18 protein-coding genes are annotated in these 22,087 nt (G+C 46.9%); 11 read left to right on the top strand and 7 right to left on the bottom strand.

The genetic code is table 11. The features are described from left to right. The first annotated feature begins 73 nt into the window (after positions 1-73). The 5 genes from JFT56_RS14545 (at position 74) to deoD (ending at position 5,630) form a co-directional block, all read left to right on the top strand. A complete protein-coding gene (locus JFT56_RS14545; RefSeq protein WP_198783591.1) occupies positions 74-913 on the top strand; it encodes an outer membrane protein OmpK in 840 nt (279 codons plus the stop codon). Positions 914-1,329: 416 nt separating this feature from the next. After that, a complete protein-coding gene (gene deoC, locus JFT56_RS14540; RefSeq protein WP_007646060.1) occupies positions 1,330-2,100 on the top strand; it encodes a deoxyribose-phosphate aldolase in 771 nt (256 codons plus the stop codon). 172 nt (positions 2,101-2,272) lie between these two features. Then, positions 2,273-3,604, top strand: coding sequence for a thymidine phosphorylase (deoA, locus tag JFT56_RS14535; RefSeq protein WP_198780755.1), 1,332 nt, complete (start codon positions 2,273-2,275; stop codon positions 3,602-3,604). Positions 3,605-3,613: 9 nt separating this feature from the next. Beyond that, positions 3,614-4,828 (top strand): phosphopentomutase, encoded by a 1,215-nt coding sequence (locus tag JFT56_RS14530; RefSeq protein WP_198780754.1) that lies wholly within the window; start codon positions 3,614-3,616, stop codon positions 4,826-4,828. Between the two features lie 91 nt (positions 4,829-4,919). After that, the gene (deoD, locus tag JFT56_RS14525) at positions 4,920-5,630 is read left to right on the top strand and encodes a purine-nucleoside phosphorylase (protein WP_198780753.1); all 711 of its coding nucleotides are present in this window, start codon (positions 4,920-4,922) and stop codon (positions 5,628-5,630) included. Between the two features lie 96 nt (positions 5,631-5,726). Here deoD and JFT56_RS14520 read toward each other — a convergent pair whose 3' ends face one another. Continuing rightward, the gene (locus JFT56_RS14520) at positions 5,727-6,707 is read right to left on the bottom strand and encodes a YtjB family periplasmic protein (protein ID WP_233095524.1); all 981 of its coding nucleotides are present in this window, start codon (positions 6,705-6,707) and stop codon (positions 5,727-5,729) included. A 64-nt stretch (positions 6,708-6,771) separates the two neighbouring features. Between JFT56_RS14520 and serB the strand changes: the two genes are divergently transcribed. Next, complete coding sequence (gene serB, locus JFT56_RS14515; protein ID WP_198780752.1) at positions 6,772-7,767, top strand: phosphoserine phosphatase SerB; 996 nt, start codon at positions 6,772-6,774, stop codon at positions 7,765-7,767. A 117-nt stretch (positions 7,768-7,884) separates the two neighbouring features. Beyond that, the gene (locus JFT56_RS14510) at positions 7,885-8,856 is read left to right on the top strand and encodes an alpha/beta fold hydrolase (protein ID WP_198780751.1); all 972 of its coding nucleotides are present in this window, start codon (positions 7,885-7,887) and stop codon (positions 8,854-8,856) included. Positions 8,857-8,881: 25 nt separating this feature from the next. On the opposite strand, the gene JFT56_RS14505 is transcribed toward JFT56_RS14510, so the two are convergent. Next, on the bottom strand, positions 8,882-11,263 hold the full coding sequence (locus JFT56_RS14505; RefSeq protein WP_198780750.1) for a PilZ domain-containing protein: 2,382 nt from the start codon (positions 11,261-11,263) through the stop codon (positions 8,882-8,884). Positions 11,264-11,376: 113 nt separating this feature from the next. On the opposite strand from JFT56_RS14505, the gene radA reads away from it, so the two are divergent. After that, positions 11,377-12,741 (top strand): DNA repair protein RadA, encoded by a 1,365-nt coding sequence (gene radA / locus JFT56_RS14500; RefSeq protein WP_198780749.1) that lies wholly within the window; start codon positions 11,377-11,379, stop codon positions 12,739-12,741. A 115-nt stretch (positions 12,742-12,856) separates the two neighbouring features. Here radA and JFT56_RS14495 read toward each other — a convergent pair whose 3' ends face one another. Further along, complete coding sequence (locus tag JFT56_RS14495; RefSeq protein WP_198780748.1) at positions 12,857-13,228, bottom strand: PilZ domain-containing protein; 372 nt, start codon at positions 13,226-13,228, stop codon at positions 12,857-12,859. A 451-nt stretch (positions 13,229-13,679) separates the two neighbouring features. Here JFT56_RS14495 and JFT56_RS14490 point away from each other — a divergent pair, with 451 nt between their 5' ends. Continuing rightward, positions 13,680-15,032: an NCS2 family permease gene (locus JFT56_RS14490; RefSeq protein ID WP_198780747.1), complete on the top strand. Its 1,353-nt coding sequence runs from the start codon at positions 13,680-13,682 to the stop codon at positions 15,030-15,032. Positions 15,033-15,079: 47 nt separating this feature from the next. Here the strand turns inward: JFT56_RS14490 and JFT56_RS14485 are convergent, their stop codons facing one another. From JFT56_RS14485 to JFT56_RS14470, 4 genes are all read right to left on the bottom strand, one after another. Beyond that, entirely contained in the window at positions 15,080-15,511 is a 432-nt protein-coding gene (locus JFT56_RS14485) for a CBS domain-containing protein (RefSeq protein WP_198780746.1), read from the bottom strand. A 141-nt stretch (positions 15,512-15,652) separates the two neighbouring features. Further along, positions 15,653-17,560 (bottom strand): GNAT family N-acyltransferase, encoded by a 1,908-nt coding sequence (locus JFT56_RS14480; protein WP_420136027.1) that lies wholly within the window; start codon positions 17,558-17,560, stop codon positions 15,653-15,655. Next, entirely contained in the window at positions 17,550-18,632 is a 1,083-nt protein-coding gene (locus tag JFT56_RS14475; protein WP_198780745.1) for a UDP-2,3-diacylglucosamine diphosphatase, read from the bottom strand. Before JFT56_RS14475 ends, JFT56_RS14480 begins: the two co-directional genes overlap by 11 nt. Positions 18,633-18,737: 105 nt before the next feature. Beyond that, positions 18,738-18,971 carry a hypothetical protein gene (locus JFT56_RS14470; RefSeq protein ID WP_198783657.1) on the bottom strand — a complete coding sequence of 78 codons (234 nt, stop codon included), beginning with the start codon at positions 18,969-18,971 and terminating at the stop codon, positions 18,738-18,740. A gap of 693 nt (positions 18,972-19,664) precedes the next feature. Here JFT56_RS14470 and JFT56_RS14465 point away from each other — a divergent pair. Further along, positions 19,665-20,546 (top strand): hypothetical protein, encoded by an 882-nt coding sequence (locus tag JFT56_RS14465; RefSeq protein WP_198780744.1) that lies wholly within the window; start codon positions 19,665-19,667, stop codon positions 20,544-20,546. Between the two features lie 367 nt (positions 20,547-20,913). Then, the gene (locus tag JFT56_RS14460; protein ID WP_198780376.1) at positions 20,914-21,927 is read left to right on the top strand and encodes an IS110 family transposase; all 1,014 of its coding nucleotides are present in this window, start codon (positions 20,914-20,916) and stop codon (positions 21,925-21,927) included. Positions 21,928-22,087 lie beyond the last annotated feature (160 nt).

Genomic DNA, 22,087 nt, shown 5'->3' with positions numbered 1-22,087 from the left:
TCTAGGTAGAATGCGAGCGCCACAAAAAGAACGCTACCCTCGATGGTAGCAAACAAGATAAATGGGGTTGATGATGAAAAATGTTAAAACTTTAGCTTTAGCCGCTACTGCAGTAGCTGCAATCTCTGGAAACGCATTTGCTGCTGACCGTTCTGACCTGCACGGTTCAGACTACAAGTGGATGCAGTTCAACGCTATGTACTCTATCGGTGAAAAACCTGATAACCCAGCTACTGGCGACCAACACAACTACTTAGAAATGGAGTTCGGCGGCCGTTCTGGCATTTTCGATCTCTATGGTTATGTTGACGTATTCAACTTAGCAAACGAGAACACCAAAGACGGTGACAAGAACCCAGGTTCTGGCACCAGCAAACTGTTCATGAAGTTTGCACCACGTGTATCTATCGATGCATTAACTGGCAAAGATTTATCTTTTGGCCCAGTACAAGAAGTTTACTTCTCTACTCTGTTCAATTGGGATGGTCTGAACGGTGAAGGCGTGAACTCTACATTCTGGGGTGTTGGTGCTGACGTAAACGTGCCTTGGTTAGGCAAAACAGGTATGAACCTGTACGGTTTCTACGACATGAACGCGAAAGAGTGGAACGGTTACCAATTCTCTGCTAACTGGTTCAAGCCTTTCTACTTCTTCGATAATAAGAGCTTCCTGTCATTCCAAGGTTACATCGATTACCAATTCGGTGCTGACGAAGACAAGACTGCTTTCGTACCAAAAACCTCTGACGGTGGTAACATCTTCTTCGGTCTATACTGGCACTCAGATCGTTACGCTCTGGGCTATGGTCTGAAAGGCTTTAAAGACGTTTACCTGTTAGAAGATGGTGCAGGTGCTCTTGCTTTAGAATCAACAGGTTGGTCACACTACCTGTCAGCTACTTACAAGTTCTAATCGCTTGTAATAGCCGTTGGAGCCGCAATCTGCGGCTCCACATTTAATCTGCCATAAATCTTTATCTAAACTTATTTAGAATGCTGGGCAGTGAGTTTATATAAAGGTTTGTGTTTTTCTCGCGCTAAAACGGATTTTTCGCGGAAAAGTAGGAACAAGGTCTTACTCGTATCCTCTCTTCCGGTCTTCAAGGATTCAAGTCGTGATCACTTATAGTCAATTTAAGTGTCAGGATGCGTATGTGTTATGCATAGGCAAGATTGAATACCTAATAACAAAGTAATTTACCTAAGTAAGTTACTCGGCATCGCCTGAAGGCCCGGCCATATAAAAATAATCAAAAATAATGCCACCTCTAAGCCTTGCTTTTAAGAGACTGATTTATATTTATTTAATTTTTCTTTTGGAGAGCTATTATGACTGATTTAAAAAAAGCAGCACAACGCGCCATCGAGTTAATGGACTTAACCACATTGAATGATGACGACACAGATCAGAAAGTGATCGATCTGTGCCATAAGGCGAAAACCGCCGCAGGTAATACCGCCGCTATCTGTATTTATCCGCGTTTTATCCCTATCGCACGTAAAACCTTAGATGAAATTGGCGCCGAAGATATTCAAATCGCTACTGTGACTAACTTCCCCCACGGCAATGATGATATTGCGATTGCTGTGCTCGAAACCCGCGCCGCAGTCGCCTATGGCGCCGATGAAGTTGATGTAGTTTTCCCATACAGAGCTCTGATGGAAGGTAACGAAACCATAGGTTTTGAATTAGTTAAAGCCTGTAAAGAGGCCTGTGGTGAAGTCTTACTGAAGGTGATTATCGAATCTGGCGTGTTAGCCGATCCTGCACTGATTCGCCGTGCATCTGAACTTTCAATCGATGCTGGTGCTGATTTTATCAAAACCTCTACGGGTAAAGTGCCTGTTAACGCCACCCTAGAAGCCGCCGAAATTATGCTGACTGTGATCAGCGAGAAGAATCCTAAGGTCGGCTTTAAGCCTGCTGGCGGTGTGCGTGATGCTGCCCAAGCCGCAGAGTTCTTAGGGGTTGCCGAACGTATTCTGGGTGCTGACTGGGTGTCTCCACGTACCTTTAGATTTGGGGCTTCAAGCTTACTCAACAGCTTGTTACACACCTTAGAATTAGCCGATGCGCCTAAGCCTACTCAAGGCTATTAATCACAGATTAATACAAAAATGGTATATCGAATCTAATTAAGTGTGACCTAAATCTAGTTGAAAACATCAGAACTTCGATAGCATGTGTTTGTAATATTGCTACAGTTTTGATGTTTCATTGCAAAGATAACTGCCAGACTTTGGATTTGGCTTTTATCTTGGAGGCAGTATCATGTTTCTAGCTCAAGAAATTATTCGTAAGAAACGTAATGGTTTAGCGTTAAGTTCCGAAGAGATACAGTTCTTTGTTAAGGGCATAACCACCAATGCCGTGTCTGAAGGTCAGATTGCCGCATTAGGCATGGCTGTGTACTTTAATGACATGAATATGGATGAAAGAATCGCGTTAACGATTGCAATGCGCGACTCGGGCACTGTGCTTAACTGGCAATCTTTAGGCCTTAACGGACCCGTAATCGACAAGCACAGTACGGGCGGTGTCGGTGATGTTATCAGCCTGATGCTTGGCCCTATGGCCGCCGCCTGTGGTGGTTACGTGCCGATGATTTCAGGCCGTGGCCTAGGCCATACCGGCGGAACCTTAGATAAGTTTGATGCCATTCCGGGTTATCAAACTGAGCCTTCAAGCGAACTGTTCCGTAAAGTCGTTAAAGATGTCGGTGTGGCCATTATCGGTCAAACGGGCGATCTGGTTCCCGCCGATAAACGTTTCTATTCCATCCGTGACAATACCGCGACCGTCGAATCCATCTCCCTTATAACCGCCTCTATTCTTTCTAAGAAATTAGCTTGTAGCTTAGATGCGCTGGCGATGGACGTAAAAGTCGGTAGCGGCGCCTTTATGCCAACCTATGAAGCCTCCGAAGAATTAGCTCGCAGTATCGCGGCGGTGGCTAATGGTGCTGGCACTAAAACCACAGCCTTGCTCACCGATATGAACCAAGTGCTCGCATCCTGTGCGGGTAACGCGGTTGAGGTGAAAGAAGCCATCGATTTCTTAACCGGTGCTTACCGTAATCCTCGCCTCTACGCAGTGACTATGGGGCTATGTGCCGAGATGTTGCTCCTAGGTGGTCTGGCGACCGATGAAGCCGATGCCCGTGCGAAATTGAACCGCGTGCTAGACAACGGCCGTGCTGCCGAGATCTTTGGCAAGATGGTTTCTGGCCTAGGTGGTCCTGTCGATTTTGTTGAAAACTACAGTAAATATCTGCCGCAGTCGCAAATTATTCGTCCAGTGTTTGCCGATACGCAAGGGTTTGCCCACAGCATGGATACACGTGAGCTAGGTTTAGCCGTGGTGACATTAGGTGGCGGCCGCCGTAAGCCCGGCGATGCACTAGACTATAGTGTTGGCCTGACTCAAGTATGCGCCCTGGGCGACAAAATTGACTCATCAACACCGATTGCCGTGATCCATGCGCAATCTGAAGCTGCCTTTGCGGAAGCGGAAAATGCCGTTAAAAAAGCGATTCACATTGGTGAAACCGCCCCTGAAAAAACACCTGAGATCTATGCTTACATTCGTGCATCGGATCTTTAAGGAAGTATTATGAAACGTACAATTATTATGATGTTGGACTCCTTTGGTATTGGCGCAGCAGCCGATGCCGCCAAGTTTGGGGATACAGGATCTGACACTTTTGGTCATATCGCGAAGGCTTGCGCCGAAGGCAAAGCCGACATCGGCCGTGAAGGCCCACTTAAGTTACCTAATTTAGCTCGTCTCGGCCTAGGCCATGCGGCGATGGAAAGCACGGGTGCCTTTGCACCGGGGTTTGGTGAAAACGTTCAACTGATTGGCGCCTATGGTCATGCCCAAGAATTAAGTTCGGGTAAAGATACCCCGAGCGGTCACTGGGAAATGGCGGGTGTGCCCGTATTATTCGAATGGGGCTATTTCAGCGAGCATCAGAATTCATTCCCTAAAGAATTGACGGATAAGATTTTAGCCCGTGCGGGACTCGATGGCTTTTTAGGGAATTGTCATGCCTCTGGCACTACGATTCTGGAGGAATTGGGCGAAGAACATATGCGTTCTGGCAAGCCTATTTTCTATACCTCGGCTGACTCAGTGTTTCAAATCGCCTGCCACGAAGGCACTTTTGGTTTAGAAAACCTCTATCGTCTTTGCGAAATTGCCCGTGAAGAGTTAGAGCCTTACAACATAGGTCGGGTGATTGCCCGTCCATTTGATGGTACAGGCCCAAGTGACTTTGCCCGTACTGGCAACCGTAAGGATTACTCCCTTGAGCCGCCAGCAAAAACCGTGTTAGATAAGCTGAAGGAAGCCGGTGGCGAAGTGGTGAGTGTAGGTAAGATTGCCGACATTTACGCTTACTGCGGTATCACTAAAAAAGTGAAGGCGAACGGCCTTGAAGCCTTATTCGATGCGACCTTAGCCGAAGTTAAATCCGCTGGCGATAACACTATAGTGTTTACTAACTTCGTCGATTTTGACTCCCACTATGGCCACCGCCGTGACGTGGCGGGCTATGCTAAGGGGCTGGAGTATTTTGATGCCCGCTTGCCTGAAATGCTGGCCTTACTGGGTGAAGACGATCTGCTGATTTTAACCGCGGATCACGGCTGTGACCCAACGTGGCAAGGCACAGATCATACCCGTGAGTATGTGCCTGTACTTGCCTATGGCGCAGGCTTAAAAGCCGGAACGCTTGGCCGCCGCAATAGTTTTGCCGATATAGGTCAATCAATTGCGAGCCACTTTAAGCTCGAGCCAATGGCCTATGGCGAGTCGTTTATTTAATTAAACGCGCTGGATATCAATTTGGCGGCTGAAATTGGGCCGCCAGTAAACAAAGACTTAAGTCTTAATAAAATAAACAGGGGTTATTTCGATGGCAACACCACACATTAATGCTGTAGAGGGCGCATTCGCTGAGACGGTTCTGTTTCCTGGCGATCCATTACGTGCAAAATATATTGCTGAAACATTCTTAGAAAATGTTGAGCAAGTGACTGATGTTCGAAACATGCTAGGTTTTACCGGTACTTATAAAGGTAAACGTATTTCTGTGATGGGTTCAGGCATGGGTATTCCTTCATGCTCAATCTATGCAACTGAATTAATTAAAGATTACGGCGTTAAGAACCTGATCCGTGTAGGTACTTGCGGCGCGATCAGCACAGACGTTAAAGTGCGCGATGTGATCATCGGCATGGGCGCTTGTACCGATTCTCAAGTAAACCGTTTACGTTTTAAAGGCCAAGATTTCGCTGCAATCGCGAACTATGAGCTGATGAATGCCGTGATTGAATCTGCCAAAGTTAAAGGCACTAAGATCCGCGTGGGTAACGTATTCTCTGCCGATTTATTCTACACTCCCGATCCACAAATGTTTGACGTGATGGAAAAAATGGGTGTGTTAGGGGTAGAAATGGAAGCCGCCGGTTTATACGGTGTTGCCCATGAGTTTGGTGCCCGCGCCCTGTGCGTTGTGACCGTATCTGATCATATCCGCACCGGTGAAAAAACCACTGCTGAAGAACGTCAAACGACCTTCAATGACATGATTATTATGACATTAGAAGCGGCGATTACCCTGTAATTCATTGTAATTGTTGCTTGGGTTAAAAAGGGTTCGCACTGCGAACCCTTTTTTATGGGTCATGTCCCGTCGCCGAGATTGCGAAGCTTGATGGATTTAGCCCGTGGAGTCCGTATCGAGATCGCTGGGTTGGGCAGGGCTTTTCTCTGCACTGGTTTTTGCTTGATTTTTAACGCGGCGGATCGTTTTTACTTTGGGTTTTAATTCTGATTTAGTGGGCTTAATAGCGTTTTTAGAAAGATTAATCTCTTGTTCTGGCTTTATTTTGTCGCCACTCTTTTCCTCTGGCTTGGGTTGATCTTCAGTCTTAGGTTGAGGATTATTCAAGTTTATCTCTGTATTAGTCTTAGCACCCTCTGCGACTTTGTCCTCTATATTTTTAGAGGCATCTAATACGGTTAATTCTGCCTCGGCCGCTTCACTCTGTTTGGTCTGGTTATTTTTCTTGGGATTTTGACGTAATTTAACCCGGGTACGACGGCGGTCAAAATCGGCACGTTTAAAGGAAAGGGCTCGGGATAACAGCATGCCAATTAAGCCCGCGACCAGCAGCATGATTTGCTGTTGCTCCATATTCAGGTTGTGGGCTTCTTTAATTTCATTAAAAAACAGTTTGGTATCGAGTCTGACCTCAACATAACCTAGGTTCTTACCCTCTTGGATAACAGGTTCAACATAGGGCGGATATTTGCTGAGTAGCAGGTTCATTTCTTCGGAGTCGGGATCTGCTCCTTCTTTGGAAATACTTTGGGCAAATGAGAGTCGAATACCTTGATCACTGAATATGGCCGCTGATATCACCTTAGGATCTTCGACTAGCGCACTGGCTAACCATTGCAACTGCTCATCGTTTTGCAACTGCAGCGCGGGCGCCGCACTATAGGCGGTTTGCTGTACCAGTAATCTTGCCATCTTTTGCGTTTGGGACTTTAGAAGCAGTTGACCTTGTAGTAGGCTTGTTTCCCACAATTGCACTAAGCCCACCATCAAGGTCAAAGCGATGGCGATTTGGAGCAGTCTACTGATTTTATGGCTTTTCTTAAGCCCTTTAAGATATAACACTTCGACCCTTAACATTTAACACGCTTGCCTAATCATAATTGATTATGCGTGAGCCCGATAGTTGGAGAACACTCGTCCTATGGAAAGCTTGAACCAAGATGCCTTATTTGTATGGTTAGCTGCTAGCCCCACGCCACGGTTTGAATACCAAGGGCATGCCTTTGAAGCTTACCAAGAGTCAGCGGGTATGCCTGCGGGTTCTCTCTTTCGTATGCGACTCATTTATGACGATCTTAGGGTTGAAAGTGCACTCTCGGCTTGGATGTTTTCCCTCGCTAAAACACTTGGGCTGGACGTCATTTATATCGCGCCCATTCGCCGCCAAGTGGCCTTGCACTGCATCGAGCTGGCCCTGCCACTTGAGCCTAGCCGTGAGCTGCTAGCGACTTTCCCCAGTGATTTAGCCGAGTGTCATCTGATTAGGCAGGCATTGCCTAAGCTGAGTGAACCTGGGTTATTGGTCATGGATATGGATTCAACCGCGATTCAAATTGAATGTATTGATGAATTAGCGGCGATGGCGGGGGTTGGTGAGCAGGTGGCTGCGATTACTGAGCGTGCCATGTTGGGGGAGTTGGATTTTGAGCAGAGTTTACGCCAACGCGTTGCCCAACTTAAGGGGGCCGACGCCGGTATTATCGAGAACCTATGTGAGCGCCTGCCTTTGATGTCTGGCCTTGAGCCTATGCTTGCCGAGCTTAAGTCGCACCAGTGGCGCTTAGTGGTTGCTTCGGGTGGCTTCACGCCTTTTGTCGGCCATTTGAAGCAGTTATTAAACTTAGATGCGGCCTTTGCCAATGAGTTAGTGATTACTGACGGACGCCTCGTCGGTGAGGTCACGGGAAAGGTTGTCGATGCCCAATTTAAGGCCGATGTGATAGCAGCCTGTAGTGCCGATTGGCAAATTCCACCGGGACAAAGAGTGGCCATTGGCGATGGTGCCAATGATATTCCTATGGTTCAAGTGGCGGATTTTGGCATTGCCTTTCATGCTAAACCTAAGTTAGCCGCTGCGGCTGATGCGAATATTCGTCGACTCGATTTACGGGTCCTGCCTTATTTACTGCAGTATTAGACGGTTTTTCAAGGTGATAAACCGCTTAGACGAAAACCAGAGTTAGAGTAATGGCTCTTGTTTTTTGAATCCGAGCTGGTAGTTTAGTCTTACTTGATGAACTACCAGTGACTTATTTTGACTCAGCAGGCCTCGGTTTCGACCATTTCACAGTCTTCGCTTTACTTACCCTACCGTGACGGGCATTTGCACCTGCGTCAGCTACTGCCTGCTAACCCAGATTTTTCTAAAACGCCGATATTGATGCTCCACGGCGCTATGTCTAACGGACGGGTGTTTTATAGTCAAAGCGGGCGGGGCCTTGGCTGCTTCCTCGCTCGGGCTGGGTTTATTGTTTATGTGCTCGATACCGCAGGCCGTGGCTTGAGCCTGCCTAAGATCACCCGGGATTTCACCCTAGGGCAGGGAGAAGTTATTCGTGAGCAGCTCCCCTTAGTGCAGCAATTTATTCTGGATTTACATCAACAAACTTGCCAAGTGACTAACACCGTCGCACCGTCTCAGGTGCATTGGTGTGCCCATTCCTGGGGCGGCGTGCTCATGGCGAGCAGCCTAGCGCGCTATCCTCAATTGCAGCAGAGTGTTCGCTCACTATTGACCTTCGGCAGTAAGCGCACTATCCGAGTTAAATCCTTCAAAAAGTGGCTGATGGTCGATCTATTTTGGAATCGACTCGCGCCTGGTTTAGCCATAGGGCAAGGATATCTCGCTGCCGATAAATTGCGCTTAGGTATGGATAACGAGAGCCGCGCGTCCTTGAACCAAAGCATAGATTGGGTGCGGGGTGAGTGGCGCGATCACGACGACGGGTTCGATTATGCAAAGGCGGCTAAAACGGCTCAATGGCCAGCGGCTTGGTTTTTTGCTGGTCAAAACGATACAGTGCTCGGCCATCCCGAAGATGTCGCCGATATGGTGCACGAATGTGGATTCGAGCAAGTGAAATTGACTTTACTCTCTAAGGCTAATGGCTTTAAACACGATTATGGACATGGAGATATGCTGACCCACTTGGATGCGGCAGCTGATCATTTTTTGCAGATCCTTGACTGGTATTTAGCCTTTGATCTGTGCGTGCTCAGGGATTAGGCCTGCGGATTTTCAGCTGTGCTGGCTAGGCCTGTATTGGATGTAATGCGGGATACCTAAGTTCCACTTCTTGGGTGATATCGAGTAGCTCACCGACACCTATGATCCGCCAAAGCTGCTCTTCTAACTGCTTTGCTCTATGGTTGGCGTGGACATTAATGTATTCAAGTTCGCGGCGCAGATAACTGATATCGGGTTTTTCCGTTGCCCCGCGGTAAATGCGCAGGGCGATAAAACGGCCCGCCATTTTACTCTGAGTAATAAATGCCACTTGGGCTTTTGCATTTCCAATATCACTCGCGGGGACACACTTCAAATGGATCTGCCCACGGGATTGACGGGTCAGCTGAATAAAGACCTCGATAAAATCCATATCCTGCTGGGGTTTCATTTGGCGTATGGGCTCAAGGATCTCCCGTTTGAAGAAACCATCCTTAAGTAGCGGCGCTAAATTGTATTGCAGCGCATCAGAGGTGCCTGCCGCAAAAATATCACTGATATCATCCCGTTGGGTGCCGACGCCAAGGCAGGCAACCTGGGCTGATTTTGCTGTTTTCTCGACAAAGTAGGGCACAGAATGGAGATCCCGCAGCAAAATATTTTTTAAGCCGTCGGCAAGCTCTTTGACTTCACTATTATTTTCAGTCAATTGCTCTAACTTTTCTTTATTATGGGCAATCAGTTTATTTAAAAACTCGACCCCAACATGGGGGGTATGACCCATCACAGCGGTTAAGTGTAAGGTCACGCCATTTTTCCGGGTGCGCACTAGACGATAGGGTAGATGGTCGAGTTGCGTTTTACCTGCGATGGTTTGTAGCTTTGGCAAACTGAGCATTAAAGGCTTGTTGGATGAAAATGCCGTTGGATTATCTAAGGTTAACTGCATCCCTCGGCTAGAAATATCTAAGGTGATTCCGCTGGCTTTCAGTTCGCACTGGGAGAGATTTACTAAGGTTTTAAAGGCGAAACGCGCCTCTTGTCTGCGCTCACTAAACTGCATTGAAACGGGTTTAATTTTATGTGCCGTCAGCCGTTGTTGACCAAAGGCTTTCAGGGCGTTTGCATTGCTGTTATCCTGCCAAGCTTTGTAGGTTAGTCTCGCATCTTCATTTGTTATATCAATCAGTTGCATTACATGGCTAAACTGAGACAATTGCTGCTCGACCAGTGGGCTGTATTTAGTTTCATCCCCCGGTAACGTGGCGCGGCGGTATCCCTTTTCATGATAGATTTTATCTTGGATAAGTTTGAAAATGCGCCAGCTGGGTTTAGTGGATGCAAAACCTAAAAATAACGGCATTAACCCTTTCGCTTTGAGCTCGGCTAAGGTGGCGGAGTAAAAATACAAACAGCCCTGCGCGTTATAGGTAAAACTAAAAAAAAGTCCATGGTCTGGATTGTTTGGTTGGGCGAGCAGCGCCGATAAACGTGCCTGAGTGAGCATAGCGGGAAGCTGGCTGACATCATTTTCATCCTGAAAATAATGCACTATTTGCTGATTATCGCGGCTCAGCAGCATATGGCTTACCGTCTGCGTCTGCTGGTTTAGATATAAGGGCAAGTGTGGCAAATGTGGTAGATAGTGGCGCTCAAATCCTAGGCCCGATGCTGTGACTAACACATCGTTGACATCTAACTTGTAACGTAATTTGTAGCCACGAATTAAATTGCCAAGCATATCGCCTAGGGCATCGGTGCCACTAATGCGTTTAAGTCTTAGCCAAATATATTCCCCATTGAGTTGGCTATCGACGATTTCGTAGTCGACCCCCTGTTGAAGATCCGGGTAATAATATTCTTCACTGAGCTCAAGGAGCTTCACTTTGAGCGGTTTATCGAGGTCGAAGGGATGATTAGCCGCGAGTCGAATGCGGGCGCCGCCAATGGACATATCGACCGTGATCCCAGGGGTTTCCCCTCGGCCCATTTGTGAAGCCGTAATACGGATGCTGTAATTCATCCTTTCTTCGGCGCGATTAAAATAACTGCCAAGGACGACTCCCGGCACCATAAAAGGTTCGGATTCGATACTGTCGGCCTGTGGCGTTCCTTGGCGTAATTTTTGTCTACGCTGTTGATGGGCTGTAAGCACGTATTCATACACGCCTAAAGTGTACTGATTACGGTATAAGGACATAGCCTCAAACAAGCTGCGTTTAGCGGGCTCATCTAAAAAGTGGCGCTGTTGGCCGAGCATGACTTCAGTGCAGGGGAGTTCAGATTTATCCCTAAGATCGATAACCCGCGTGCAGGGCGAGGCCAAGCGATTCAATTCCATTTTCAGTAGAAAACGGGTCGAATTGCTTTCATCAATCGTCAGCTGCTGGAAAATCTCTTGGAAGTTAGGTTCCATGAGCAGCGGCTTGAGCTGTTCTATGAGTGCACTGTGGTTATCTAAACTCATGCAGGGCTCTTTTTAATGCTTATTTTGTTTTGGACTGTTAGTCTAATGTCGGCAGTATTCACAGTTACTTAAACGAGTTACTTAAATTTATTTTATACAGATTTTAATGAGTTATGGCAAAGAATAAAACCGCGTACGTATGTAATGAGTGTGGGCAAGACTTTCCCCGGTGGCAAGGGCAGTGTAGTGCTTGTCAGGAGTGGAATACGATAACTGAGGTCAGGCTCGGTGCGGCTTCTCCTGGGCGCAGCGCTAAGTTCGTCGGCTATGCTGGCGCAGGTAGCAGTGAAGTTAAAACCTTAGATCAAATTGATCTCAATGCGCTGCCGCGGATCTTGAGCCATTTTGGTGAGCTAGACCGCGTGCTCGGTGGCGGTATTGTGCCGGGTTCTGCCATTCTGATTGGCGGTCACCCTGGCGCGGGTAAGAGTACGCTTTTATTGCAAACCCTATGTCATCTGGCGGAGCAAATGCCTGCGCTGTATGTCACGGGGGAGGAGTCGTTGCAGCAGGTGGCTATGCGTGCCCATCGCCTTGGTTTGCCGACTAATAAACTGCGCATGTTATCAGAAACCAGCGTTGAACAAATCTGCGAAGTGGCCCTTAAAGAATTACCTAAGGTGATAGTGGTCGATTCGATTCAAGTGATGCATATGAGCGATGTCGCCTCGAGCCCTGGCAGTGTGTCACAGGTGCGTGAATCCGCCTCTTATCTAACCCGTTTTGCCAAAGAAAATGGCATTGCCGTGATTATGGTCGGCCATGTGACTAAGGATGGTAGCCTCGCCGGACCTAAGGTGCTGGAGCATTGCATCGACTGCTCGGTGATGTTTGAAGGAGATAGCGATAGCCGCTACCGTACCTTGCGCTCCCATAAGAACCGTTTCGGCGCGATCAATGAGTTAGGTGTCTTCGCCATGACCGAACGCGGCCTTAAAGAAGTCGCCAATCCCTCTGCCATTTTTTTATCCCGCGGTGAAGAGGAGTCTTCAGGCTCCTTGGTGATGGTGGTGTGGGAGGGCACTCGGCCATTACTGGTTGAATTGCAAGTGCTGGTGGATAACTCGGCCATGTCTAACCCGCGCCGCGTGGCTGTAGGTATGGATGCTAACCGTTTAGCCATGTTGCTTGCGGTTATGCATCGCCACGGCGGCTTACAGATGTCGGACCAAGATGTGTTTGTTAACGTCGTGGGGGGCGTAAAAGTCACTGAGACCAGCGCCGACCTCACCCTATTGCTGGCGATGGTGTCGAGTTTCCGTGGTGATATCTTACCCAGCGATTTAGTCGCCTTTGGGGAAGTGGGTTTATCCGGTGAAATTCGCCCTGTGCCCAATGGCCAAGAGCGATTAGTCGAAGCCGCTAAACATGGCTTTAAGCGGGCAATCGTACCTAAAGCAAACGTCCCGAAAAAGCCACCCTTGGGCATGGAAGTCATTGGCGTGTCAAAATTATCCGAAGCCCTAGAGGCGATTTAGCTTAGAGGTGATTTAGTTTGTAGGCGCTAGCAAAAATTAGACGCTAATAAGCGGGATGAACGCCATAAATCAAAACAGCGCCATTAGGCGCTGTTTGTGTTTGTGAGCGAGTGTTTTAATCAGCGGTGTTATGTTTTTCGATAAACAACATGAGCTCGCGATTCAGCAGGGAAGCATCACCTAAGTTAAGCTCCACCATACGTTTTAGGTGGCTGATGCTGTCAACATCGATAAAGCTGCATTTTAGGCCTAATTGGCCATTCCTATGGTGGACTAACTCAGTTTCCATTTTTAGCTCGATATCGGATCCTGGGAGAATACAACTCAGGGTAATAGGTTGATCTGTGCTGGTGAAATGCTCAGGTTCTTCAACTAATGCGCCATTAAGACTGAGGTCGAGGATGGTTGTTTGCCACTGCTCGTTACCTTGTTGCAAAGATGCGCTAGCAGCGAATAAAATCCGCGAAAACTTGCGTCTCTCGTCCATAACCGATCCTTTTTCTTTCATAGTCTGCCAACATGAGCCTCATTCGTAGTGGTAAGCATAAGTCATATTCATATGTCTGTAAAAGCTCGGCAAATTTATCTGTGATGCTGTGTATCATTGCACTGCATGGAGGGCGTTTTTTGAACAACTGATTTCGCGTTTTTTTGCTAATGATTTATCAAAGTGTTGGTGATGTCTTAGCTATCTTGGGGCGTTTACAGTATTATCCGCGGCCAACAACGGCTGCGTTTGCATGGTTGAAGATAGTTTAACTAGGCAAAGCATCACTGCTTGCAGATCATGGATTTTTCCCGCAGTAGGAAAATGATGTGGATCTCTCACCTAAATCCCGTGGATTTGGGGCTCTAATCTGCCGCAGCCAGCGTCGCCATTCTGCTTAGTGTGGATGGTATCGACCCTATTTTAAGAGATCACAAGGTATAACAATATTATGTCTGAGCAATTGAGTTCAACTGCCGTACCCTCAGGTTCATTTCTGGACCAGTATTTTTCAATAAAGCAACGTGGTAGCACGGTTCGCCAAGAAGTGATTGCGGGATTAACCACCTTCCTCGCTATGGTGTATTCGGTGATTGTGGTGCCCAATATGTTAGGTCAGGCGGGATTCGACCCCGCAGCCGTATTTATCGCGACCTGTTTAATTGCCGCTTTTGGGTCTTTGCTTATGGGTTTGTGGGCAAACTTACCTATGGCAATTGGCTGCGCCATTTCACTCACCGCCTTTACGGCCTTTAGCTTAGTGCTAGGTCAAGGCATGTCGATTCCTGTCACGTTAGGCGCCATCTTCCTGATGGGCGTGACCTTTACACTCGTGAGTGTGACGGGTATTCGTCAATGGGTGCTGGCTAATTTACCTAAGGGGATTGCCCACGGTACTGGCATTGGTATTGGCTTGTTTTTACTCTTGATTGCGACTAACAGCGTGCAGTTGATTGTGGCGAATGATGCCGGTCTACCGGTGAAGTTGGGCGACATTAACAGCTTACCCGTTATCGCAACTGTTATCGGTTTAGCGGCGACAATCGGTTTAGAGCGCCGTGGTGTTCCTGGTGGGATTTTGCTGGTGATTATCGCGCTATCGGTATTTGGTTTAGTGTTCGATCCGAGTGTGAAATATCAAGGTTTGTTTGCCTTCCCCGATTTGACTTCAGAGCATTCGCTCATAGGCCAACTCGATATTATGGGCGCCTTAAATCCCGTGGTATTGCCTATCGTTTTAGCCCTCGTTATGACGGCGATTTTCGATGCGACCGGCACCATCCGTGCCGTGGCTGGTCAGGCTAATCTGCTCGATAAGGATGACAATATTGTTGGCGGCGGTAAAGCCTTAACCTCAGACTCTGTCAGCAGCATGTTTGCAGGTTTAGTGGGCGGCGCTCCTGCGGCGGTATATATCGAATCGGCGGCGGGCACAGCGGCGGGCGGTAAGACAGGGTTAACGGCGACTATCGTTGGCGTACTGTTTTTATTGATGATGTTCCTCGCGCCGCTGAGTTATTTAGTGCCAGCCTATGCCACTGCACCAGCATTAATGTATGTCGGCCTATTGATGCTAAGCAATGTGGCAAAACTCGATTTTAACGATAAAGTCGATGCCATGGCGGGCCTAACCTGCGCCGTATTTATTATCTTAAGTTGTAATATTGTCACAGGTATTATGCTCGGCTTTGTGACTCTGGTCGTTGGCCGTATTTGCAGCGGCGAATGGCGTAAACTTAAGGTTGGCGTGCTGGCCATTACCTTAGGTTTAGTGGTGTTTTATATGGGCGGCTGGGCGATCTAGTTCCAAGCCTTCTGGTATAAAAAGCAAAAGCGAGTGCAAACTTAAGGTTAGCACTCGCTGTCTTCTATCGCGCGGTGTTCGCAGTAGGCGCGCAATAGATCCTTCCAAGTCACTATACCGACTAATTCCCCCTGTTCTAAAACGGGTAAACAGCCAATATTATGCTCGAGCAAAATACGGGTCGCCGTATCTAAATTGATGTGGGACGCTATGGTGACGGGATTACGCGTCATCACTTGATGCACACGTTTTTGCAGGGTTTCGAGATCTTTTACCGTTTCAGCACTGCTGCCGAGGTTAGGGCTGATGGCGCGCAGTAAATCTCGCTCCGATAGCACGCCTTCTAGCTTGCGTTCATCCACGACAAGTAAGTGGTGAAAGTTCGCCTGCTCAAAGATTTCCTTAGCGACAGAGAGGCGATCGTCCATTTCGACAGTGACCACACGGGTACTCATAATATCGGCGATAATGATCGTCATGATACTCTCCCTGTTATTGCAACATGTTCTGTTAATACGCTGTATTACAGTTACTTATAACAGAGTGATGTTTAATTAGCCAATTCATTATCATAAAGTATTAGCTTAAACGGGTTTAAGGTCGAGCCGAAGGGTTTTTGGTTAATCCGGTTCGTTGTCATCCTCTTCCTGCGCTATTGGTCTGCACTCATCGGGTAAGTGTGTGCCAATATAACGTTGGTACTTTTTCCCTTTCAATTTGTGGGTATCGACTAAGACTAAGCCATCGATACAATCGCCAAAATCGGCGTCGATACCAAAGGCGAGAAACTTCACTCCATCTGTTTTACAGAGTTCTCCATATTGCTTGTAGAGCGTGGGTACTGCCGCCCCCATACTGGCAAGCATTTGTTTTAGCTGCTTGAAATTACTCTGATAATCCTCACTCGAATAGAGGTCATTGAGCTGCTTGGTGCGCTGTGGTGATAACCCAAAGGGGGACATAGAAACCGCCATGCTTCGCTCGGGGGCAAATTCCTTCGCGTAAAAATGCACTAGCATTTCCCGTGCGCTGCCGGGGAGTTGATTACTGATGGACACAGGGCCAAAGAGGTAGCGGTATTCAGGGTGTTTGGCGAGAAAGGCACCTATGCCAAACCAGAGGTAATCTAAGCTGCGTTTACCCCAATATTTGGGCTGGACAAAACTGCGGCCGAGTTCTAAGCCTTGTTTCACAAAGGGCATAAAGCTGTCGGTGTATTGAAACAGCGATTGGCTGTAGAGGGCGTTATCGCCGTATTTCGCTAACACTTGGTCGCCACTGGCAAATCGATAGGCGCCAACAATTTCAAACTGCGCTTTATCCCACAAGACTAAATGCTGGTAGTAGGAATCGTATTTGTCGATATCGCGGCGTTTGCCAGTGCCTTCGCCGACGGCGCGAAAGGCGATTTCCCGCAGGCGACCAATTTCCCGCATGATGGGGTTACTGTCGTGGTGCTGATATAGGTAAATCAACTTGTTATCTTGTGTTTCCCCCAGGAGTTCACACTGCTGAAGTGCGGCCTGCAGTTCACGGCGCGACTCGGGATGGGCGATGGCACTCTGGGTGATAAACAGCGGTTCTTTATCTTTCCCTATGCGATATAAATGATTTTTAAGCAGTTTAATCTTGGTCTTGAGGGGGAAATCCATCGAGCGCACGGCTTCGTTCGGGATCAGCTCGCCAATACGGATTGGCATATTGCGTTTGGCCTGTTTGAACATTTCCTTCACTAACAGTAGCGTGGCGAGTGGCTTGTAAATCATAGAGGCGCCGTAGAAGGCCGCGGAGTTTTTGGCATCTAAAAATATCGGTAAGAGTGGCGCATTGCAGGATATCGCCATCTTTAAAAAACCCGAGTGCCACTGGGTATCGCGCACGCCATTAGGGCGCAGGCGCGAGACTTCCCCCGAGGGGAAAATTAGCACTGCGCCTTCATTACGCAGGTGCTGGTGGATTTTCTCTAAATGCTGTTTTGGTGTGCCGCCGGTCATATTGCGCACCGGCAGTAGGATAGAATGCAGCGGTTCCAGTGCCATTAAGAGTTCATTGGCGACGACTTTGATATCGGGGCGAATTTCGCTGATAAGTTTGATGAGCGCTAACCCATCGAGTGAACCTATGGGATGGTTGGCGAATATCACCACTCGGCCCTCGCAGGGAATATTTTCTATCTCGTTGGCGGGCACGGTAAAGCTAAAGTCAAAACTCGCCAGCACTTGCTCGACAAAGTCCACGCCCTGTAAATAGGCATATTGATTGGCGATATCATTGCATTGTTTTTCATTGAGTAGATAACGCAGCATGGCCTTGGCGGGTTTTGCGAGCCAAGGTTTGTCATTGATGGCAGGCAGATTTTGTTCAACCACATTGTCGACGGTAAAAATCATGGAATTCACCTTAATCGCAGGTGGCTGCGCGGTATGGGTGTTATCACTAAGGTGGCTTAGCATCTGTTCATTGTGCTTTATAGCGTTATCTATCTTATTCATAGCGTTATCTAATTGATTCATAGTGTTAGGCAACATCCCTTGGGCGAGTTTCGCCGCTATTTGTGTTTGGCATTGGCTGCGCTGCCGCCGCTGGTCGTTTGTTTTCATGTGTCTCAGGTTTCTGTTGCACTAACGCTATGCTGCTGAGAATGTCGAGCTTGAGCGTCTGTTCGTTCCAGCGGCACAGTTGTAATTCACCGCTTAAGGTTTCTGTGATTAAGCTGCAGTTTTCGACCCAATCACCGTCGTTGGCGTAGATGATCTGCCGCTGCTCAGGACTACTCTGGGGCGTGCAGTATTGTGCTGCTTTGGGGTGGGTTGAGAGTTCAGGCTGATGGATATGGCCGCAGATCACGCCGTCAACATCGAAATGCTGGGCATAGTTGAGCACCGCTTGGCGATAATGCCCGATAGCGGCTTGAGCCTTGCCCACTTTAGATTTGACGAAACTTGCCAGTGACCAATAGGGATAACCTAAGCGCTCCCGCAGGCTATGGAGATTACGATTGAGGAACAGCAGTAAATCATATAAATGATCGCCCAAAAGGGCGTAGAAGCGGCCGACACAGACATCGGCATCAAACTGATCCCCATGGAGCATCAAGAGTTTATGGCCGCCAACACCTTGATGAATATGTTGGCGGGCAATTTTGATGTTCCACAGACTAAGCTCGGCATAGGGTTTTAACAGTTCGTCGTGGTTACCCGGCAGATAAATCACTTGGGTGCCGTTTTGTGCTAGTTCTATAATCTTTTGCAGCACCTTATTGTGGCTATCGGGCCAGTGCAGCTTACGTTTCAATGCCCATAAATCGATGATATCACCAACTAAATACAGATACTGGCAGCGCACAGTGTCAAGCAGACTGAGCAGATAATCGGCCTTGCAATCCTTGCAACCTAAATGGATATCTGACAACCAGAGGGCGTTAACTGTGGTGGTTTGGCTATTAGCCACATTGATTAAGCTGGAAATGGTTGGCGTTGAGAAGGAAGTAGCGTTAACACTGGATGGAGCATTGTCTGAAGAGTTGTAAGGAGAGTTGCGGGGATGGTTGAGTGCGTCGATAAGCGTGCGCTCAAGCCCTCTGTAGTTGGCTCCAGTCATCTGATATTCACCCTATGCGGCTGTTGACTGCCTTAGAGAGTAGCCACGTGCTTTGACTGAATGATGAAGCTTAAGTGACATGCAGATGACAACAAGGTGGGGGACTTAGCTTACTTCAGCCCGAAAGCTAGATAAGTTTGTCGTCAGGTGTGCAGGATGAATTGTCATTGTTGCCCCTGTGACACGCCATAAACTCGTCCCTGAGGGCTCGACGGCGGCATCCATGCCGCCAACGGTCACAGTTGCAACAATGCCAATCTTAATTAACACTTCTGCTGTTCGTTTAGCTAAAAAGCTATTGCCCCAATGCAAGACTGTTGAGTTATGCGTATTACGCATTAATTGTCATTGCTTCCCCAGTGACACGCCGCCTATTTATTTCACAAGAAGTGTCCATATAGGCTCGACGGCGACATCTGCTGTATATTGCTCTTGATTACAAGAATCGAATGTTGCGATCACATAGTCAATAATGTTCCAGACATCATAGTGACATTCCCCATATCCCTATGGGTCAGATGTGAATGAGCAACCATGCCGCCAACGGTCACTGGTGCAACAATGCCAATCTTAACTAACCCCCTCGCTGCTCGTTTAGCTAAAAAGATATTGCCCCAAAGTGTGTTTCGTAGTTTGAATGCTTTAATCAAAATCAAAGTCGTGGTGCTTCACCCCACACCCGACCAAGGAGAACTGCTCGTCCTATCAAAAACGTCCATGTTAAATAGCCAGCTCGATATCCCTATCTCGCGCTCAAAGCGGCCGTGGACCTTCGCCCTTGGATGCTCCAAGACGCCCCAACGGAGTTGAAAGCCTCTTGTGCTCATTGCTCATTAGTTTTATTGGGTGGGTTAGCAGGTCTTAAATACACCATTTTTAATGAGTTAGCTCATTTTTATACATCAGCTTTAACCCTTCAACTTTTGATGACTCTCATTTAAGCAATTTTAGCTCGTACAAGTTGTAGACAAACCGAAAGTGCATTATGTTGTTGATCTAAAATGGATGGCCAGATTTTTTGCTCGGAGATTTATGGACAACTTAGGCCTATACAGTAAAGATAAAACTGAATATCGAGCTTTTAAGGTTTCTTATACTGAAATTACAAAGAGTTTAGAGCTCAAAAATATTTTGAGTAAAGCACTAGATTTAGAAATTATTTATGACCAAATAATTGAAGCTTACTGGGACTACAAGAACAAAGTGAGTTATTGGAATTTGAGGTCTTTTTCATCTCTAGATGTAGACTATATTCTAAATCATGAAATTCGTAGTTCATTGAATAGGCTGGCTTTTAATTTATTTAATTTGAGCAAACTATATCTTGACTGGCACTACAATCAAAATAAGAAGCGTTGCTTTTCTTTCGAATTAACAAACGAAGAAAGCTCAAGGGAAGCAGTAATAGCTCAGCGCAGTGAAATTTATACTACGAACTTGAATTATGTAGTCGGCTGTAATCTACGTGGCCATAGCCAGCACAGTACATTACCAGTCAGAAGTTTCACTACAGGTGTACGCCACGATAAAGGTAATTCGAATCCGACGGCTCATTTTAGTATCTATTATTATTACGAAGATTTGGAAAAGGCTGGTGTACCTAAAGAGATGCTAACCCAAGACATTAAGCTTGATCTTACCGATATAATAGATGGCTTTGTGTATGCTATTTCTCAAAAGCATATGTTAAATCGTAAACTAACAGCGGCGATGATTAATGACGCTCGAACCTCGATAACAACAATGTGGCAAAGCTATGCAACTATTGCAGGTTTCGAAAATTATAGCGTTGAATTAATATTAAAAAATAAAAAAAGAGTAGGCTTATGTCTGGACTGGTTTGAAGTTTTCGACCACTTGAAAGCAAAGCATTTCTGTGCAATTAACTATTCGAATATAACTTTTGAGAAGTAATACATACCCTTTAAGAGTAATTCACAACGCTTGCCATTTTCGCTTGGCTGAAGTTTAGGCAAGCGCCGCTCATACCTTAACGCGACATTACCGCATATCCAGTGCCATACCTTCCCTAATGGCAATCATTATTCCAGAACTTTGACCCTAACAAGCTTTTGTCCAAAGGTATGTTGCATATGTCTTTTAAATCTACAGGTTACGTGAATGCACGAAAGGTGAGCCATGGGGATTTGCGAGACGACCGTCCGCCCCATGGACGGGGCGGTCGAGCATCCAGGGATGATGAGATGGACACCTCTTGTAAAGTAGGCGTCATTAACGCCATATTGAATCTGCAAGCTCAATATCAACAAAGGTGTCCACTATGAAAATTACTCTAATTGGTATCGATTTGGCAAAAAATGTTCTCCAGGTTTGTGGTGTTAATCAAGCAGGGAAAGCCGTATTTAATCGCACAATTAAACGCACCCAACTATTAAAAACGCTTGTTCAATATCCCGATGCTGTCATTGCTATGGAAGCCTGCAGTGGCTCAAATTATTGGGGCAGAGAACTTATCTCTCAGGGTTTTGAGGTCAGATTAATTCCACCACAACATGTGAAACCATTCGTGAAAGGGAATAAAAATGACCGCAATGATGCTTTTGCTATATGTGAAGCGGCTCAACGTCCTAACATCATCTTTGTTAAACCAAGATCTTTAGAGCAGGTCGATGTGATCATAAGCCATCGGATCCGAGAGCGCCGTATTAGGGTCAGAACGGCATTAACTAATCAGATCCGTGGTTTATTAAGTGAATATGGCATCGTTATCCCTAAAGGTCGTGATCCACTTAACCTAGCACTTCCTGAGTTACTCGAAGATGCAAGTAACTCGCTTACCACTATCGCTCGTCGGTACATCAGGGAATTGCTCGATGAGCTTTATGCCGTAAATGCTTCGATTAAGTCATTAGAAAAAGATATTCGGATACAAGCAATGAATCATCCAGATACCAAACGGTTAACCGCAATACGAGGTGTCGCTGAGATTATTGCCACAGCAGCGGTATCCTTTGCTGGAGATGGCTCCAGTTATCAAAATGGTCGACATTTTTCTGCCAATTTAGGGCTCGTTCCAAAAGAGTTTTCAAGTGGTGGAAAACAGAAATTAGGTGGCATAACCAAGCGTGGTAACAGCTATCTAAGGCGTCAGTTAATTCAAGGTGCATGGTCTGTCATACGCTACGCAACAAACAACGATGATAGGCTGTCTGTATGGGCGAGAAATATCATTGAACGAAGAGGCAAGCAAAAAGCAGCCGTGGCAGTTGCAAATAAACTGGCGAGGATAATTTGGGCGATGCTCTACTATAAAACAGAGTACAGACCCTGTTAACTAAATGAAGCAATAACATACCCTAAAAAACCGAACGCAATTAATGAAGTAACAGGTAATACCGGCCTTTGCAAATGCTGAGAGAGTATAAGGAGTTATAACTCCGAAGGGACGATAAGCAGCAAAGGCGCGGTTCTCATTAAGGCCAGAGAGCAAAGAT

This window comes from Shewanella putrefaciens (assembly GCF_016406305.1).
GTDB lineage: Bacteria > Pseudomonadota > Gammaproteobacteria > Enterobacterales > Shewanellaceae > Shewanella > Shewanella putrefaciens_C.
Note: the sequence above shows the minus strand (reverse complement) of the source record. Positions and strands in the feature narration are given on the sequence as shown.

Coding starts and splice junctions, on each gene's coding strand:
- JFT56_RS14475 (WP_198780745.1), bottom strand. CDS start 18,632: ATGACTGGAGCCAACTACAGAGGGCTTGAGCGCACGCTTATCGACGCA.
- JFT56_RS14470 (WP_198783657.1), bottom strand. CDS start 18,971: ATGCGTAATACGCATAACTCAACAGTCTTGCATTGGGGCAATAGCTTT.
- JFT56_RS14495 (WP_198780748.1), bottom strand. CDS start 13,228: ATGGACGAGAGACGCAAGTTTTCGCGGATTTTATTCGCTGCTAGCGCA.
- radA (WP_198780749.1), top strand. CDS start 11,377: ATGGCAAAGAATAAAACCGCGTACGTATGTAATGAGTGTGGGCAAGAC.
- JFT56_RS14460 (WP_198780376.1), top strand. CDS start 20,914: ATGAAAATTACTCTAATTGGTATCGATTTGGCAAAAAATGTTCTCCAG.
- deoA (WP_198780755.1), top strand. CDS start 2,273: ATGTTTCTAGCTCAAGAAATTATTCGTAAGAAACGTAATGGTTTAGCG.
- JFT56_RS14490 (WP_198780747.1), top strand. CDS start 13,680: ATGTCTGAGCAATTGAGTTCAACTGCCGTACCCTCAGGTTCATTTCTG.
- JFT56_RS14505 (WP_198780750.1), bottom strand. CDS start 11,263: ATGAGTTTAGATAACCACAGTGCACTCATAGAACAGCTCAAGCCGCTG.
- JFT56_RS14465 (WP_198780744.1), top strand. CDS start 19,665: ATGGACAACTTAGGCCTATACAGTAAAGATAAAACTGAATATCGAGCT.
- JFT56_RS14530 (WP_198780754.1), top strand. CDS start 3,614: ATGAAACGTACAATTATTATGATGTTGGACTCCTTTGGTATTGGCGCA.
- deoD (WP_198780753.1), top strand. CDS start 4,920: ATGGCAACACCACACATTAATGCTGTAGAGGGCGCATTCGCTGAGACG.
- JFT56_RS14520 (WP_233095524.1), bottom strand. CDS start 6,707: ATGTTAAGGGTCGAAGTGTTATATCTTAAAGGGCTTAAGAAAAGCCAT.
- deoC (WP_007646060.1), top strand. CDS start 1,330: ATGACTGATTTAAAAAAAGCAGCACAACGCGCCATCGAGTTAATGGAC.
- JFT56_RS14480 (WP_420136027.1), bottom strand. CDS start 17,560: ATGTTGCCTAACACTATGAATCAATTAGATAACGCTATGAATAAGATA.
- JFT56_RS14485 (WP_198780746.1), bottom strand. CDS start 15,511: ATGACGATCATTATCGCCGATATTATGAGTACCCGTGTGGTCACTGTC.
- JFT56_RS14545 (WP_198783591.1), top strand. CDS start 74: ATGAAAAATGTTAAAACTTTAGCTTTAGCCGCTACTGCAGTAGCTGCA.
- serB (WP_198780752.1), top strand. CDS start 6,772: ATGGAAAGCTTGAACCAAGATGCCTTATTTGTATGGTTAGCTGCTAGC.